Source organism: Actinomadura luteofluorescens (assembly GCF_013409365.1).
GTDB lineage: Bacteria > Actinomycetota > Actinomycetes > Streptosporangiales > Streptosporangiaceae > Spirillospora > Spirillospora luteofluorescens.
The window spans coordinates 3,049,163-3,063,246 of sequence record NZ_JACCBA010000001.1 but is presented as its reverse complement, the minus strand read 5'-3'; the positions used below and the strand labels follow the sequence as shown (position 1 = coordinate 3,063,246).

The following is a 14,084-nucleotide window of genomic DNA, read 5'->3' as shown; positions in this document are numbered from 1 at the left end:
CAGTCCCGGCCCACTTCGCTCGCCTGGCGGCTCGCTACGTGACCTGGCCTGGGCGAACGCGGCATCGCTTCGCGATCTGCCCGGTTTCGCTCGCCTCCGGCCTCGCTCCACCGGGCAGGTCACGCGTTCGCGTGCGTGGCCGAGGCCACTTCGAGGCAAGCCCTAGCTCCCGGGGGTGCTCCCTGCGGGGGGATTCCAGAGTTGGAGGACTCCGTCCGAGGAGCGCCACATGAGCGTCCAGCCCTGGGCGGGGTCGGGGCGCCAGCCGCCGCCGATCTGCGACTCCATGCCGCGCCAGCGCGTGTAGAGCATCGGCCCTTCCATCGCGTTGCGCGGGACCGGCAGGTAGTGCGGGAAGTCGCGGATCTCGCCGCGCCAGACCGGGCGACCCCACACGTCGCGCGTGTAGAAGGTGAGGGTCTGCGCGAGCCGCCGGTCGGCGCAGATCAGCGTGATGTCGCGGTGGCCGCCGAGGTAGCCGCGCAGCTCGTTCCACGCCCTGTCGCGCGGCAGCTCCGGGACGGCGCGGACGGCCGCCACCGCGTACGTCGCGCCGAGCGCGACCAGCAGGACGGGCGCCACGACCGTCCGCAGCCGCAGCCGTGACACCAGGCCGGACGGCAGCATCCGGAACATCAGGATCAGCGACCCGGACCCGCCCGCGAGCAGCGCGGGCAGCACCGCGAACCAGTACCGCTGGAGCCAGGCGCGCAGCGAGATGTCGTTCGGGTCGAGGACGCCGGAGAGCAGCGTCAGCGGCACGGCCAGGGTGAAGAACCACACCAGGACCAGCGCGAGCCGCCGGTCGCGGGTGAGGGCCCAGCCGACGATCGTGAGGGCCAGCGCGGCGGTGAAGACGAGGCCGAGCGGGTTCCACTCGTGCATCGCGCGCAGGAACGACCGCGCGGCGAGCGAGCGGGTGACGTAGTCGCGGGACTGGCCGCCGTGCCCCGCCGCCGACATGAGCCCGGCGAGCGGGCTGCCCCACACCAGCTGGTTGTGGAGGAAGTTGAGCAGCAGGATCGCCAGCATCGGCGCGCCGACCGTGACGTTGCGGCGCCACGGGATCCGCAGCAGCGCCAGGTAGGCGGGGATGGCGAGGAAGAGGAAGGCCAGGAACTCCCGGACGAGGAACGACGTGCCGAGGAGCACCCCGGCGGCCAGCAGCATCCGCGTCTGCGCCCGGCCGGTTCTGCGGCTCGCGACGACGAGCCCCGCCATCCCGAGGGTGAACAGCCCGGCGCCCGGCATGTCCGGCAGCATCACCCCGGTCGACCAGGTGATCTCGTGGCCGAACGGGTTGGTCATGGTGAAGAACGGGTGGACCAGCAGGACCGCCGCGGACGCCAGGCCCGCCACGTCCCCGAACAGGGACCTGACGACCAGGTACGTCCCGACGAAGAAGGCGGCGCCGCCGAGGGCGGCGACGGTGAAGTAGGCGGCCTGGCCGTCGCCGAGGACCTCCTGGGCGAGCCGCGCCGGGAGCACCAGCCCGATGCGGGTGACCTGGTGCGGGACCTCGTCGAACGGCCACTGGGTGAGGGGGACGTGCGGCCAGTCGCGGGCGGCGAGCCACACGTAGTACGGGTCGAAGTACAGCGGCGGCGTCATGGTCACCCATTGGGCGAGCACCGCGGACGCCGCGACCAGCAGCGACAGCCACACCACCCGCCGGGTCCGCCGCACCCGGCCCAGCAGGCGGGAGGGGAGGGAGGGCGCGTCCGGTTCCGCCTCGCCGGCGTCCCGGGCGACCGCCTGATCGGACGTGGTCTGGGCCATGCCTTGGGTTCCCGCCTCCGCTGGTCCTGCTGTGACGCCGAGCCAGGTTACTCGCGTGCCGCGGCCTCCGTGACGCGACTACCCTTGATTCCATGTCCTCGTCAAGCCGTCATATCTTGACCGCGCCCGCATGGCCGTACGCCAACGGGCCCCGTCACATCGGGCACGTCTCCGGTTTCGCGCTGCCCGCCGACATGTTCAGCCGCTACCAGCGGATGGCGGGCAACAAGGTCCTGATGGTCAGCGGCACCGACGAGCACGGCACCCCGATCCAGGTGCAGGCCGACAAGGAGGGCGTGACGGCGCGCGAGCTGGCCGACCGCTACAGCTCCGTGATCGCCGAGGACCTGTACGGCCTCGGGATGTCCTACGACCTGTTCACGCGGACCACGACGCTGAACCACTACGCGGTCGTGCAGGAGGTCTTCAAGGGCCTGTACGACAACGGCTACATCTTCCCGACCAGGACGATGGGCGCGATCTCGCCGTCCACCGGCCGGACGCTCCCGGACCGCTACATCGAGGGCACCTGCCCCATCTGCGGGTACGACGGGGCGCGCGGCGACCAGTGCGACAACTGCGGCAACCAGCTCGACCCGATCGACCTGATCAACCCGGTGTCGCGGATCAACGGCGAGACGCCGAAGTTCACCGAGACCGAGCACTTCATGCTCGACCTGCCCGCGTTCACCGAGGTCCTCGGACGCTATCTGCGGGGCAAGCAGGGCCAGTGGCGGCCGAACGTGCTGAAGTTCGCGCTGAACCTGCTCGACGACATGCAGCCGCGCGCGATCAGCCGCGACCTCGACTGGGGCGTGCCCATCCCGCTGGACGGCTGGCGTGACAACCCGGCCAAGAAGCTGTACGTCTGGTTCGACGCCGTCGTCGGCTACTTCTCCGCGTCGGTGGAGTGGGCGCGGCGCTCCGGCGACCCCGAGGCGTGGCGCGCCTGGTGGCAGGACCCTGAGGCCCTGTCCTACTACTTCATGGGCAAGGACAACATCGTCTTCCACGCCGAGATCTGGCCGGCGATGCTGCTCGGCTACGGCGGCCAGGGCGACAAGGGCGGCACGCCCGGCTCGCTGGGCGCGCTGAACGTCCCGACGGAGGTCGTGTCGTCGGAGTTCCTGACGATGGAGGGCCGCAAGTTCTCCTCGTCCCGCCAGGTGGTCATCTACGTGAAGGACTTCCTGGAGCGCTACGACGTGGACGCGCTGCGCTACTACGTCGCCGTCGCCGGCCCCGAGAACCAGGACACCGACTTCACGTGGTCGGAGTTCGTCCGCCGCAACAACGACGAGCTGGTGGCGGCGTGGGGCAACCTCGTGAACCGCTCGGTGAACATGGCGGCGAAGAACTTCGGCGCGATCCCGGAGGCGGGCGACCTCACCGACGCCGACCGGGCGCTGCTGCAGCGCAGCCGCGCCGCGTTCGGGGCCGTGGGCGCCGAGCTCGGCCGGTCGCGGTTCAAGAACTCGATCACCGAGGCGCTGGACGTCGTCCGCGACGCCAACAAGTACCTGTCGGACCAGGCGCCCTGGAAGCTGAAGGACGACCCCGAGCGGGTGAAGTCGATCCTGCACACCGCGCTGCAGGTCGTCGACGACGCCAAGACACTGCTGACGCCGTTCCTGCCGAACTCCTCGCAGAAGGTCTACGAGATGCTCGGCGGGCAGGGCGTGTGGAGCGGCATGCCCGAGCTGGAGACGGTGTCGGAGGAGGGCGGCCCCGACTACCGCGTCCTCACCGGCGACTACGCGACCGAGGCGCGCTGGGAGTCCATGCCGATCAAGCCGGGCGTCCCGCTGGCCAAGCCGGTGCCGCTGTTCAAGAAGCTGGAGACGTCGGTGGTGGACGAGGAACTCGCCCGGCTGGAGCAGAAGGCGTGACCGAGGAGGGGGACGGTCAGGCCCCGCGTTCCTATCCGCCGCTGCCCGAGCGCCTGCCCGTCGACGTCTTCGACAGCCACTGCCATCTCGACATCGTCGAGACGCCGGTGGACGAGCAGCTGAGGTCGGCGAAGGCGGCGGGCGTCGCGCGGATCGTCACGATCGGCTGCGACCTTCCGTCCTCCCGGTTCGCGGTGGAGGTCGCGGGCGAGTTCGACGACGTGTACGCGGCGGTGGCGATCCACCCGAACGAGACGACGGGCATCAGCGACGCCGTCCTGGCCGACGTCGCCCGGCTGGCCGCGCACCCGAAGGTCCGCGCGATCGGCGAGACGGGCCTGGACTACTACCGCGACTGGGCGCCGAAGGAGGACCAGCACCGCTCCTTCCGCGCCCACGTCGACATCGCCAAGCGCACCGGCACGGCCCTGGTCATCCACGACCGGGAGGCCCACGACGACGTGCTGGCGATCCTGGAGGAGGAGGGCCCGCCCGACACGGTGGTCTTCCACTGCTACTCCGGCGACGCGGCCATGGCGCGGGTCTGTGCCGACCGCGGCTACCTGATGAGCTTCGCCGGGAACGTCACGTTCAAGAACGCCGAGCCCCTGCGGGAGGCGCTGCGCGCGGCGCCGCTGGACCTGCTGCTCGTGGAGACCGACGCGCCGTTCCTGACGCCGATCCCGCACCGCGGCAAGCCGAACGCCTCGTACCTGATCCCGCACACCGTCCGCGCGATGGCGGAGGTCAAGGGCGTGGACCTGGCGGAGCTGTGCACCGCGATCGCCGCGAACGGGGAGCGCGCCTTCGGCCCCTGGTGAGTCGCGTGCACCCGGGCGGCGGGGCGGGGCCCGGGTGCACGCATATCGGGCAAATAGGGCGAGTGACGGCGTTGCGGTGGCGGCGGCGGGCGGGGACCTCTAATCTCTGGCCGTTGGACGGGCGCCCCCCGAGCCCGGCTCCCTGGAGGAACTCCCCGTGCCTTCCCCATCCGCGCCGTGCACGCGCGCGCCTCGCGTGCTCGCGCCCCTCGCCGTCCTGCTGGCCTCCGCGCTGCTCGCCTCGGCGTGCGGCGGGGACGGCGGATCGGCGGCCCCGAAGAACGGCGTCGTCGCGGACGCGCCGCGCACCAGCGCCCCCGCGCCGCGCAAGGTCGTCATCGTGGTCGACGCGAAGAAGACCGAGACCATGACGACCGGCGCGACCGTCGGCCAGGTGCTGGAGCAGGCGAAGATCGCGCTCGGCCCGCACGACCTGGTCGAGCCGGCCGCCGACAAGCCCGCCGGGGACGTCATCAAGATCATGCGGCTGCTGTCGGAGCCGGTGACCAAGGTCGTGAAGACGACCGCCCCGACGGTCCGCAAGAAGAGCTCGTCCGTCCCGCCGTGGAGCGAGAAGGAGCTGCGCAAGGGCCGCCCCGGCATCACCCTCGTGAAGGTGGCCTACGTCCGGCGCAAGGGCCGCAAGGTCACGAAGGTCCTCGCGAGGAAGGTGAAGCGCAGGCCCGTCGCGCAGATCATCGCGGTGGGGCCGAAGTCGGCGAACAGCGGCTCGGTGACGCGGCTGAACTGGCGCGGGCTCGCCAACTGCGAGTCCCACAACAACCCGAAGGCCGTGAACCCGGCCGGGTACTACGGGCTCTACCAGTTCTCCCTGTCGTCGTGGGCGTCGGTCGGCGGCTCGGGCAAGCCGTCGGACGCCAGTTCCGCCGAGCAGACCTACCGGGCGCAGATGCTCTACAACCGGGTGAACGGCCGCTGGCAGGGCCAGTGGCCCAACTGCGGGAAGTTCCTGTTCTCCTGACCGGCGCCGGCGGGGACCTGGGGGACGGGCCCGCGCGATGACAGGGGAGACTTGTCGTATGGGGGACACCAGGGGCCTGCTCGGCCCGGCGGACGTGCGCGAGCTCGCCGGGCGGCTCGGCATCAGGCCGACGAAGACGCTCGGGCAGAACTTCGTCATCGACGCCAACACCGTCCGGCGGATCGTCCGGGCCGCGGAGCTCGACCCCGATGACGTCGTGATCGAGGTGGGCCCGGGCCTGGGGTCGCTCACGCTGGCGCTGCTGCCGCAGGCGCGGCGGGTCCTCGCGGTGGAGATCGACGAAGCGCTGGCCGCCGAGCTGCCGGCCACGGCCGCCGCCCGGGAACCGGACCTCGCGGAGCGGCTGGAGGTCGTGCGCGCCGACGCGATGCGGATCGCGGAGGTGCCGGGGCCGGCGCCGACGGCGCTCGTGGCGAACCTGCCCTACAACGTCGCCGTCCCCGTCGTGCTGCACCTGCTGGCCACGCTGCCGTCGCTGCGGTCCGCGCTGGTGATGGTGCAGGCCGAGGTCGCCGACCGGATGGTCGCGGCGCCCGGCTCCAAGATCTACGGGGTGCCGTCGGTGAAGCTCGCCTGGTACGGGCACGCCCGCCGGGCCGGGGCCGTCGGGCGCGCCGTGTTCTGGCCCGCGCCGAACGTCGACTCCGGGCTCGTGGCGTTCACCCGCCGCGACCCGCCGCCGACCGCGGCGTCCCGGCGGGAGGTGTTCGCGGTGGTCGACGCCGCGTTCGCGCAGCGCCGCAAGACGCTGCGCGCGGCCCTCGCGGGCTGGGCGGGGTCGGCGGCCGCCGCCGAGGAGGCGCTGCGCGCCGCGGGCGTCGACCCGCGGACCCGGGGCGAAGCGCTGAACGTGGCCGCCTTTGCCCGGATTGCCGAGTATGGTCCTTCTCGCCGGGGCGATCACCCTCGAACCGCCGAGGCGAGGGCTCCCCGCGGGGGATGAGACAGCATCAGTACTAGCCGGAGGTCGATGTGAAGGCGCGTGCGCGGGCGGCGCGGACCCGGGTGCCGATCGTGGGGACGGCGCTGCTCGCGATCGCGGGCCTGATCGCCACGGTCGCGGCGGGCTGCGGGGGCGGCGCCGGCGCGGCACCCAGGATCACGACGACCGCGCGGGCGGGCGTGGCGCCGGTCCCGCCGGCCCAGGGGGCTTACTTCGGGGCCTGGGTGCCGGAGGGCACCGGCCTGCACTCCGCGTCCGCCTCGCCGTCCCCCTCCGGTTCACCTTCGGACTCGGGCTCGCCGTCGCAGTCGCCTTCCGGGTCGGAGTCGCCGACGCCGTCCGGCAAGGACGCCGGCAAGCCGGGCATGGCGCCCGTCGCCGGCTTCGAGCAGCGGCTCGGCCGCCGGCTCGACATCGTGCAGAGCTACCGCGGCTGGAAGAGCGACTTTCCCGGCGGGCTGGAGAAGTCCGTCGCGGACGGGAACCGCTACCTGCTGCTGACCTGGGACGGCGGCGACACTCGCGAGATCGTCCAGGGCGAGCACGACGACCTGATCGCCAAGCGCGCCCGCGCCGTCAAGGCCCTCGGCAAGCCCGTGTTCCTGCGCTGGTCGCGTGACATGGACAAGGCGACCGGCCAGAAGAGCGTCCACACGGCGGCCGACTTCGTCGCCGCGTGGAAGCACCTGCGGGCGATCTTCAAGCGGGAGAACGTCGACAACGTCGCGTGGGTGTGGTGCCCCACCGCCCGCGGCTTCAGCGGTGCGAACGCCGGCTCGTACTACCCGGGCGACGACCAGGTCGACTGGATCTGCGCCGACGCCCAGCCCGGCGCCGACTACGACTACCGCGACCTGTCGGAGGCGGTGAAACTGTTCATGGAGTGGGCCCGGGGGCGCCACAAGCCCATCATGATCGCCGAGTTCGGGGTGCCGAGGTCCTACGGCCCGCGCCGCGCCGAGTGGCTCCGCGAGGCCGCCAAGACCCTCCAGGACCCGCAGGTCAAGGCCGTGGTGTACTTCAACTCCGACGAGCAGGCGAAGAACGCCCGCGACAGGCGCCGCTCCTACTCGGTGACCGGCGACAAGCACGCGACCTCGGCGCTGCGCGAACTCGCCACGACCCCGTACTTCAACCCCCGCAACCTCCCCGTCACCAGTGGCGGCTGAGGGTCCCGTAGGGTTTCGCGAGTGAGCGCAGTGACGGTGCGGGTCCCCGCCAAGGTGAACCTCCAGTTGGGCGTCGGCCCGATCCGCGACGACGGCTACCACGACCTCGTCAACGTGTTCCACGCCGTGTCCCTGTTCGACGAGGTGACGGCCGAGCCCGCCGAGCGGCTGGCGGTGGAGGTCCGGGCGGCCCCGCACGCGCGCGTCGCGGTCGGCGGCGTCCCCACCGGCGAGGACAACCTCGCCGCGAGGGCGGCCCGGCTCGTGGCCGCGCGCCTCGGCGTCGAGACGGCCGTGCGGCTCTCGATCCGCAAGGCGATCCCGGTCGCGGGCGGCATGGCGGGCGGCAGCGCCGACGCCGCCGCCGCGCTCGTCGCCTGCGCCCGGCTCTGGGACGACCGGGAGGAGCCCGCGCTCACCCGCGACGACCTGATGGAGCTCGGCGGCGACCTCGGCAGCGACGTCCCGTTCGCCGTCCTCGGCGGCACGGCCGTCGGCGTCGGGCGCGGCGAGCGGCTCACCCCCGCCCTGACCCGCGGCACCTTCCACTGGGTGTTCGCCACCGCCGACGGCGGACTGTCCACGCCCGCCGTCTACGGCGAGTGCGACCGGCTGCGCCTGGCGGCGGGGGAGACGGCCGCGTGGCCGACCGTGTCCGAGGCGCTGATGACCGCGCTCGCCACCGGGGACGCCAAGGCCCTCGGCGCCGCGCTGTTCAACGACCTGGAGCCCGCCGCGCTGTCGCTGCGCCCGTCGCTGCGCCGCACGCTCGACACCGGCCGCGAGCTCGGCGCGATCGGGGCGCTCGTCTCCGGCTCCGGCCCGACCTGCGCGTTCCTCGCCGAGACCGAGGAGGACGCCGCCGGGCTCGCGGACGAGCTGGACTCCGCCGGCGTCGCGGAGCAGATCGTCCGGGCCCACGGACCCGTCCCCGGCGCCACACTCCTCTGACGGGACGGTGGGACGGCCCTGTCCCGGTAGCTGCCATCGTCACACAAGCGAACCCCGGGGTCGCGGAGCGCGTCTTCTATCCGTGACACCGGTTCCTCCGGGACTGACCCGACCGGCGAGGTGGAACGATGACGTATCTGTCCGGGATGCTGGGCCTCGTGGCGATCGTCGTGCTGGCGACGCTCGTCCTGCTGGCGGTGCGCCGCGACCGGGACCTCCGCCGCAACGCCCCTGACAAGGTGGTGGCGGCCGGGACGGGCTCCGCCGGAGTGGGCTCCGCCCTGCCGGGTTCCGCCGCGCCGGGCCCCGTGGCCCCCGGCTCCGTGGTGCCGGGGGAGGCGGCCGGGCAGTAGGCTCGCCGCGCGGCCGGGACGCGGTCGCCTCGACCCATCGATTCGCCCCCCCAAGATCGGCGAACATGAGCGAAACGGGCCACGGCATGACGTTCCTGATGCTCCTGGTGATCCTTTTCTTGATCGTCGTCGTCGGCGTCGTGGCCCTGGTGGTGGTGCTCGCCACGAGATCATCGAAGTCCAAGGACACGGCGTACCGGCCGCCCGGCGCCCTGTACCCGCCGCAGCAGCCCGGCCAGTACGGCCAGCCGGGTCAGCCCGGCCAGTACGGCCAGCCGGGTCAGCCCGGCCAGTACGGCCAACCTGGTCAGTACGGCCAACAGGGCCAGTACGGGCCGCCCGGCCAGCCGGGCCAGCCGGGCCAGCCGGGCCAGCCTGGTCAGCCGGGCCAACCTGGTCAGTACGGGCAGCAGGGCCAGTACGGGCCGCCCGGCCAACCCGGCCAGTACGGGGAGCCGGGTCAGTACGGGCAACCGGATCAGCCGGATCGTCCGGAGCAGCCCGGACCCTCGGGCATGGCGCCCCCGAACTGATCGTCCGGGCGGGGCGCGCCGTTCGGGCGGTGCCCTACGCTTGAAGGCGCCGTGAATCTGATCAATCTTGAGAACGTCGCCAAGGCCTACGGGCCCGAACCGCTGCTCGACGCCGTGTCCCTCGGCCTGGACGAGGGCGACCGCGTCGGCGTCGTCGGCCGCAACGGCGGCGGCAAGAGCACCCTCGTGTCCGTCCTCGCCCAGGAGACCGAGCCCGATGCCGGGCGCGTCACGCACGCGCGCGGGATCCGGCTCGGCTACCTGACCCAGCGGGACGAATTCCCGGAGAGCGCGACCGTCCGGTCCGTGGTGGTGGGCGACCGCGCCGAGCACGAGTGGGCGGGCGACGTCCGCGTCCGCGAGATCCTCGGCGGCCTGCTCGCCGACCTGGACCTGGACGCGCCGCTGGCCGGCATGTCCGGCGGGGAGCGGCGCCGCGTCGCGCTGGCCCGGCTCCTGGTCCCCGAGTCCGACCTGCTCCTTCTGGACGAGCCCACCAACCACCTCGACATCGAGGCGATCGACTGGCTGGCCCGGCACCTCAGGGGCCGCAAAGTCGCGCTGCTCGTCGTCACCCACGACCGCTGGTTCCTGGACGAGGTGACCGACCGCACGTGGGAGGTCGTCGACGGCCGCGTCGAACGCTACGAGGGCGGTTACTCCGCCTACGTCCTCGCCAAGGCCGAGCGCTCCCGCATCGCCGCCGCCACCGAGGCCAAGCGGCAGAACCTGCTCCGCAAGGAACTGGCGTGGCTGCGCCGCGGCCCGCAGGCCCGCACGTCCAAGCCGAAGTTCCGGGTGGACGCCGCGCAGGCCCTCATCGCCGACGAGCCGCCCGCGCGCGACTCGGTGGAGCTGACCCGGTTCGCCACCGCGCGGCTCGGCAAGACCGTCTACGACATCGAGGACGTCAGCGTCCGTCTCGGCGACCGCGACCTGTTCCAGCGCATGACGTGGCGGCTCGGCCCGGGCGACCGGGTCGGTCTCGTCGGCGTCAACGGAAGCGGCAAGAGCACCCTGCTGCGCCTCCTCGACGGCTCCGTCCAGGCGGCCTCCGGCACCGTGGTGCAGGGCAAGACCGTCCAGCTCGCGCATCTGTCGCAGAACCTGGAGGACCTCGACCCGTCCCGGCGCGTCCTGGAGTCGGTCGAAGAGATCCGCCGCCGCATCACCGTCGGCAAGCGCGAATGGACCGCGAGCCAGCTCCTCGAACGGCTCGGCTTCCCGGGCGACCGGCAGTGGACGCCCGTCGGCGACCTGTCCGGCGGCGAACGCCGCCGCCTGCAGCTGCTCCGCCTCCTGATGGGCGAACCGAACGTCCTCCTCCTGGACGAGCCCACGAACGACCTCGACATCGAGACCCTCACCGAGGTCGAGGACCTTCTGGACGGCTGGCCCGGAACCCTCGTCGTCGTCAGCCACGACCGGTACTTCCTGGAGCGCATCACCGACCACGTCGTCGCGCTGCTCGGCGACGGCCGCGTGTCGCTGCTGCCCGGGGGCGTCGACGAGTACCTCGAACGCCGCGCCGCCGGAACCGCGCCCAAGCCCGGCGCCGTCCGGAACGAGCCGGCCTCCGCGCCTCCCAAGCCCAAGGCGGGCGGCCAGGACTGGAAGGCCCGCAAGGAGCTCGACCGCCTCGAACGCCGCCTGGAGAAGCTCGCCGGGCAGCAGGCCGCCCTCCACGAGCAGCTCGCCGCGCACGCCACCGACTACGCCAAGCTCCAGGAGCTGGACGCCCGGCTCAAGGAGATCCAGGCGGAGGCCGCCGGCGTCGAGGAGGAGTGGCTCATGCTCGCCGAGGATCTCGGCTAGCAGGACGTTCCTGGCGATTTCCCGGCGCACCGGGCATCATCCCGGGATGACGACCTGGATCCTCAGGACGGACGAGCCGGGCGGCGGACCGCGCCTCGCCGTCAAGGACGCGATCGACGTCGCCGGGCTGCCCACCACCGCGGGCTGCCGGGCCGTCGCCGAGCGCGCCGAGCCCGCCGCCGCGGACGCCCCCGTTGTCGCGTCCGCCCGCGCGCAGGGCGCCCGCGTCGCCGGCAAGGCCAACCTGAACGAGCTGTGCATGGCCGCGGACGGCATCAACCCGTGGACGGGCACGCCGGTGAACCCGCTCGACCCGTCGCGGGTGCCGGGCGGGTCGTCCAGCGGCTCCGCCGTGGCCGTCGCCACCGGCGAGGCCGACGTCGCCTTCGGGACCGACACCTCCGGGTCGATCCGCATCCCCGCCGCCTGCTGCGGCATCGCGGGCCTGAAGACCACGAACGGCCGCGTCTCCCTGGACGGCGTGTACCCGCTGTCGCCGACGCTGGACGTCGTCGGGCCGATGGGCCGCGACGTCGCCGCCGTCGTTCTCGGGATGCGCCTGCTCGAACCCGGTTTCACGCCCGCCCCCGACGACCCGTCGGCGTTCGGGGCCCCGGGGACGATCGCGCGCCTGCGCGTGGACGGCGTGGACCCCGCGATCGACGCCGCCGTCGACGACGCCCTGCGCCGCCTCGGCCCCTTCACCGACGTCAGGTCCGAGCACTACGCCGACGCCGCCACCGCCAACGGCCTGATCATCAGCGACGAGGCCGCTCGCCGGAACGGGCACCTCCTCGCCGCCCCGGACCTGCTGAGCGGGCGCATCGCGCGCCGCATCCAGCACATGATCGACGTGTCCGGCGCCGGGTTGCTCGACCGGGCGCTCGCCATGCGCAAGGCGATCAGGGCCGAACTCGACGCGATCCTCGCCCGGCACACCGCGATCGCCCTGCCGGTCCTGACGTGCCTGCCTCCGGAACCCGACGAGGCGGACGAGTCGGACCTCGTCCTCACCGCGCTGGTGGGCCAGGCCAACGTCGCCGGGCTCCCCGCGTTCGCCCTTCCCGTCCCGCTGCCCGGCTCGCACCTGCCCACGTCCGTCCAGCTCATCGGCCGCGCCGGCACCGAAGAACACCTCTGCGCCTTGGCCGCCACTCTGGAATCCGCCCTGACGCCCTAACCCCAAGCTCAAAGGAGCCAAGCCAAACACTCTTGGAAGTGCCACGTATTAACGCTCTTGGAGTGGACCTGAGCCGGGGACCTGAGCCAGCCCACGGGTCGGGCGGCCGGAAGGCGCTCTAGGCGCCTGGAGGTCGCCCGACCCGTCGAGCCGGGCGACCGCAGCGCCACGACGAAACCCGCACGGGCACGAAAACCCGCACCGTGGCGTGAGGATCGCCCGGCTCGTGACGGGGGGTTCCAGGGGGGTCGCTACCCCTGGGAGATCACGCATCGAAGGGGATGAGCAGGGTGCGCAGGAGGTCGGCCAAGGCTTCGCGCTGGTCGGGGGAGAGGGCTTCCAGGATCGCCTGCTCGCGGCCGAGGAGGTCGGTGAAGGCGGCGTCGACGCGGGTGAGGCCCGCGTCGGTGAGGCAGACCTGCACGCCGCGCTTGTCCTGCGGGTCGGGGTGCCGCTCGACCAGGCCCGCCGCCGCGAGCCGGTCGATGCGGTTCGTCATGGTGCCGGAGGTCACCAGGGTCGCGTGCAGGAGGCGGCCCGGGCTCAGCCGGTAGGGGGCGCCCGCCCGGCGCAGTGCAGTGAGCACGTCGAACTCCCACGGCTCCAGGCCGTGGTCGGCGAACACGGCGCGCCGGGCGCGGTCGAGGTGGCGGGCCAGGCGGGAGACGCGGCTGAGGACCTGCAGCGGCCGGACGTCCAGGTCTGGACGTTCGGTGTTCCACGCCTCGACAAGCCTGTCGACCTCATCGCGCATGCCGACACCCTACCTGTCTTGATATCGAGAAACACGGGGCGCGATCAGTGCCCGGCGGCAAGCACGGCGGCGATCCGCTCGGCGGCCTCCGGTGCCTGCCGGAGGCCCTCCCGGTAGACGGGCGTCCAGCGCGACCGGTCTCCGAGGTTCTCCCCGAACGCGTCCAGCGCCCGCGCGTCCGGAAGGATCCGGACGGTCTCGCCGCCGCGCATGTGGGGCATCGGCTCCAGCGCGACGAGCGGCCCCGCCCCCTGCGCCAGCTCCGCCGCCGACCATCCGGCGAACGCGCCGTCCAGGTAGCGGCGCCCGCCGATCGGCACCGGCTCGGCGAAGCCGGGCGCGGCGCTGCTCGCGGCCACCGCGAGCGACAGCGGGACGCCGCTGGAGGAGTCCCACAGCGCCGGTTCGCCCGACTCCGCGTCCACCCCGGTGATCAGGAGCCGGGTGTCCGGCCAGGTGTCGGTGCCGACCAGGTACCGCATGCTCGCGTGGTGGCGCTCCGCGGGCAGCGCGGCCGCGTCGAGGGCCAGCCGTCCGATCCGCCGCCTGGTCTCGTCCGGTTCCAGTCCCGGGACGCCGGCCACTTCGAAGACCCGCGCCATCACCGAGCCGTCCGCCGGCGCCGGGGGGCCGCTGCGCGACGGCAGCTCCTCCAGGGCCGCCAGGTCCCGGCCGGCGGCGATCGCCGCGCCGGCGATGGCGCCCGCCGAGGTCCCGACGATGAGGCCCGCGCCCGCCGGGTCCAGGCCCGCCGCGCGCAGCCCCGCCGCGAGGCCGAGCAGCCACGCCGTTCCGACCGGCCCGCCGGGGCCGAGGGCCAGCGCCCACCCGCTGTTGTCGTCCGTCATGCCGGTGAGCTTAGGAGCGCCGTTCGCGGGGGCGCATCCGTCAGGT

General features: G+C 73.2%; 13 protein-coding genes. 10 read left to right on the top strand and 3 right to left on the bottom strand.

Annotated features, from left to right (window positions below; genetic code table 11):
• Positions 1 to 162: 162 nt before the first annotated feature.
• On the bottom strand, positions 163 to 1,779 hold the full coding sequence (locus tag BJY14_RS14080; protein WP_179844031.1) for an ArnT family glycosyltransferase: 1,617 nt from the start codon (positions 1,777 to 1,779) through the stop codon (positions 163 to 165).
• A 92-nt stretch (positions 1,780 to 1,871) separates the two neighbouring features.
• On the opposite strand from BJY14_RS14080, the gene metG reads away from it, so the two are divergent.
• From metG to BJY14_RS14030, 10 genes are all read left to right on the top strand, one after another.
• Positions 1,872 to 3,668 carry a methionine--tRNA ligase gene (metG, locus tag BJY14_RS14075; protein ID WP_179844030.1) on the top strand — a complete coding sequence of 599 codons (1,797 nt, stop codon included), beginning with the start codon at positions 1,872 to 1,874 and terminating at the stop codon, positions 3,666 to 3,668.
• Positions 3,665 to 4,489 (top strand): TatD family hydrolase, encoded by an 825-nt coding sequence (locus BJY14_RS14070; protein WP_179844029.1) that lies wholly within the window; start codon positions 3,665 to 3,667, stop codon positions 4,487 to 4,489. The genes metG and BJY14_RS14070 overlap by 4 nt, the downstream gene beginning before the upstream one ends.
• Before the next feature lie 157 nt (positions 4,490 to 4,646).
• Positions 4,647 to 5,471, top strand: a complete 825-nt coding sequence (locus BJY14_RS14065; RefSeq protein ID WP_258941073.1) for a resuscitation-promoting factor — start codon at positions 4,647 to 4,649, stop codon at positions 5,469 to 5,471.
• A gap of 58 nt (positions 5,472 to 5,529) precedes the next feature.
• Positions 5,530 to 6,435, top strand: coding sequence for a 16S rRNA (adenine(1518)-N(6)/adenine(1519)-N(6))-dimethyltransferase RsmA (gene rsmA, locus BJY14_RS14060; protein WP_179844028.1), 906 nt, complete (start codon positions 5,530 to 5,532; stop codon positions 6,433 to 6,435).
• A gap of 29 nt (positions 6,436 to 6,464) precedes the next feature.
• Positions 6,465 to 7,604 carry a glycoside hydrolase family 26 protein gene (locus tag BJY14_RS14055; protein ID WP_312879207.1) on the top strand — a complete coding sequence of 380 codons (1,140 nt, stop codon included), beginning with the start codon at positions 6,465 to 6,467 and terminating at the stop codon, positions 7,602 to 7,604.
• A 30-nt stretch (positions 7,605 to 7,634) separates the two neighbouring features.
• Positions 7,635 to 8,555, top strand: coding sequence for a 4-(cytidine 5'-diphospho)-2-C-methyl-D-erythritol kinase (locus BJY14_RS14050; protein WP_179849366.1), 921 nt, complete (start codon positions 7,635 to 7,637; stop codon positions 8,553 to 8,555).
• Positions 8,556 to 8,683: 128 nt separating this feature from the next.
• Positions 8,684 to 8,908, top strand: a complete 225-nt coding sequence (locus tag BJY14_RS14045; RefSeq protein WP_179844027.1) for a hypothetical protein — start codon at positions 8,684 to 8,686, stop codon at positions 8,906 to 8,908.
• 65 nt (positions 8,909 to 8,973) lie between these two features.
• A complete protein-coding gene (locus BJY14_RS14040) occupies positions 8,974 to 9,441 on the top strand; it encodes a hypothetical protein (RefSeq protein ID WP_179844026.1) in 468 nt (155 codons plus the stop codon).
• Positions 9,442 to 9,492: 51 nt separating this feature from the next.
• A complete protein-coding gene (locus BJY14_RS14035; protein WP_179844025.1) occupies positions 9,493 to 11,256 on the top strand; it encodes an ABC-F family ATP-binding cassette domain-containing protein in 1,764 nt (587 codons plus the stop codon).
• Positions 11,257 to 11,302: 46 nt separating this feature from the next.
• Entirely contained in the window at positions 11,303 to 12,436 is a 1,134-nt protein-coding gene (locus tag BJY14_RS14030; protein ID WP_179844024.1) for an amidase, read from the top strand.
• Between the two features lie 265 nt (positions 12,437 to 12,701).
• Here the strand turns inward: BJY14_RS14030 and BJY14_RS14025 are convergent, their stop codons facing one another.
• Positions 12,702 to 13,190 carry a MarR family winged helix-turn-helix transcriptional regulator gene (locus BJY14_RS14025; protein WP_179844023.1) on the bottom strand — a complete coding sequence of 163 codons (489 nt, stop codon included), beginning with the start codon at positions 13,188 to 13,190 and terminating at the stop codon, positions 12,702 to 12,704.
• Positions 13,191 to 13,234: 44 nt separating this feature from the next.
• Positions 13,235 to 14,038 carry a patatin-like phospholipase family protein gene (locus BJY14_RS14020; protein WP_179844022.1) on the bottom strand — a complete coding sequence of 268 codons (804 nt, stop codon included), beginning with the start codon at positions 14,036 to 14,038 and terminating at the stop codon, positions 13,235 to 13,237.
• Positions 14,039 to 14,084 lie beyond the last annotated feature (46 nt).

What these genes read in the sequence shown, in the direction of transcription:
- BJY14_RS14080 (WP_179844031.1), bottom strand. Translation starts at nt 1,779, where the DNA reads ATGGCCCAGACCACGTCCGATCAGGCGGTCGCCCGGGACGCCGGCGAG.
- BJY14_RS14030 (WP_179844024.1), top strand. Translation starts at nt 11,303, where the DNA reads ATGACGACCTGGATCCTCAGGACGGACGAGCCGGGCGGCGGACCGCGC.
- BJY14_RS14020 (WP_179844022.1), bottom strand. Translation starts at nt 14,038, where the DNA reads ATGACGGACGACAACAGCGGGTGGGCGCTGGCCCTCGGCCCCGGCGGG.
- BJY14_RS14025 (WP_179844023.1), bottom strand. Translation starts at nt 13,190, where the DNA reads ATGCGCGATGAGGTCGACAGGCTTGTCGAGGCGTGGAACACCGAACGT.
- rsmA (WP_179844028.1), top strand. Translation starts at nt 5,530, where the DNA reads ATGGGGGACACCAGGGGCCTGCTCGGCCCGGCGGACGTGCGCGAGCTC.
- BJY14_RS14040 (WP_179844026.1), top strand. Translation starts at nt 8,974, where the DNA reads ATGAGCGAAACGGGCCACGGCATGACGTTCCTGATGCTCCTGGTGATC.
- BJY14_RS14045 (WP_179844027.1), top strand. Translation starts at nt 8,684, where the DNA reads ATGACGTATCTGTCCGGGATGCTGGGCCTCGTGGCGATCGTCGTGCTG.
- metG (WP_179844030.1), top strand. Translation starts at nt 1,872, where the DNA reads ATGTCCTCGTCAAGCCGTCATATCTTGACCGCGCCCGCATGGCCGTAC.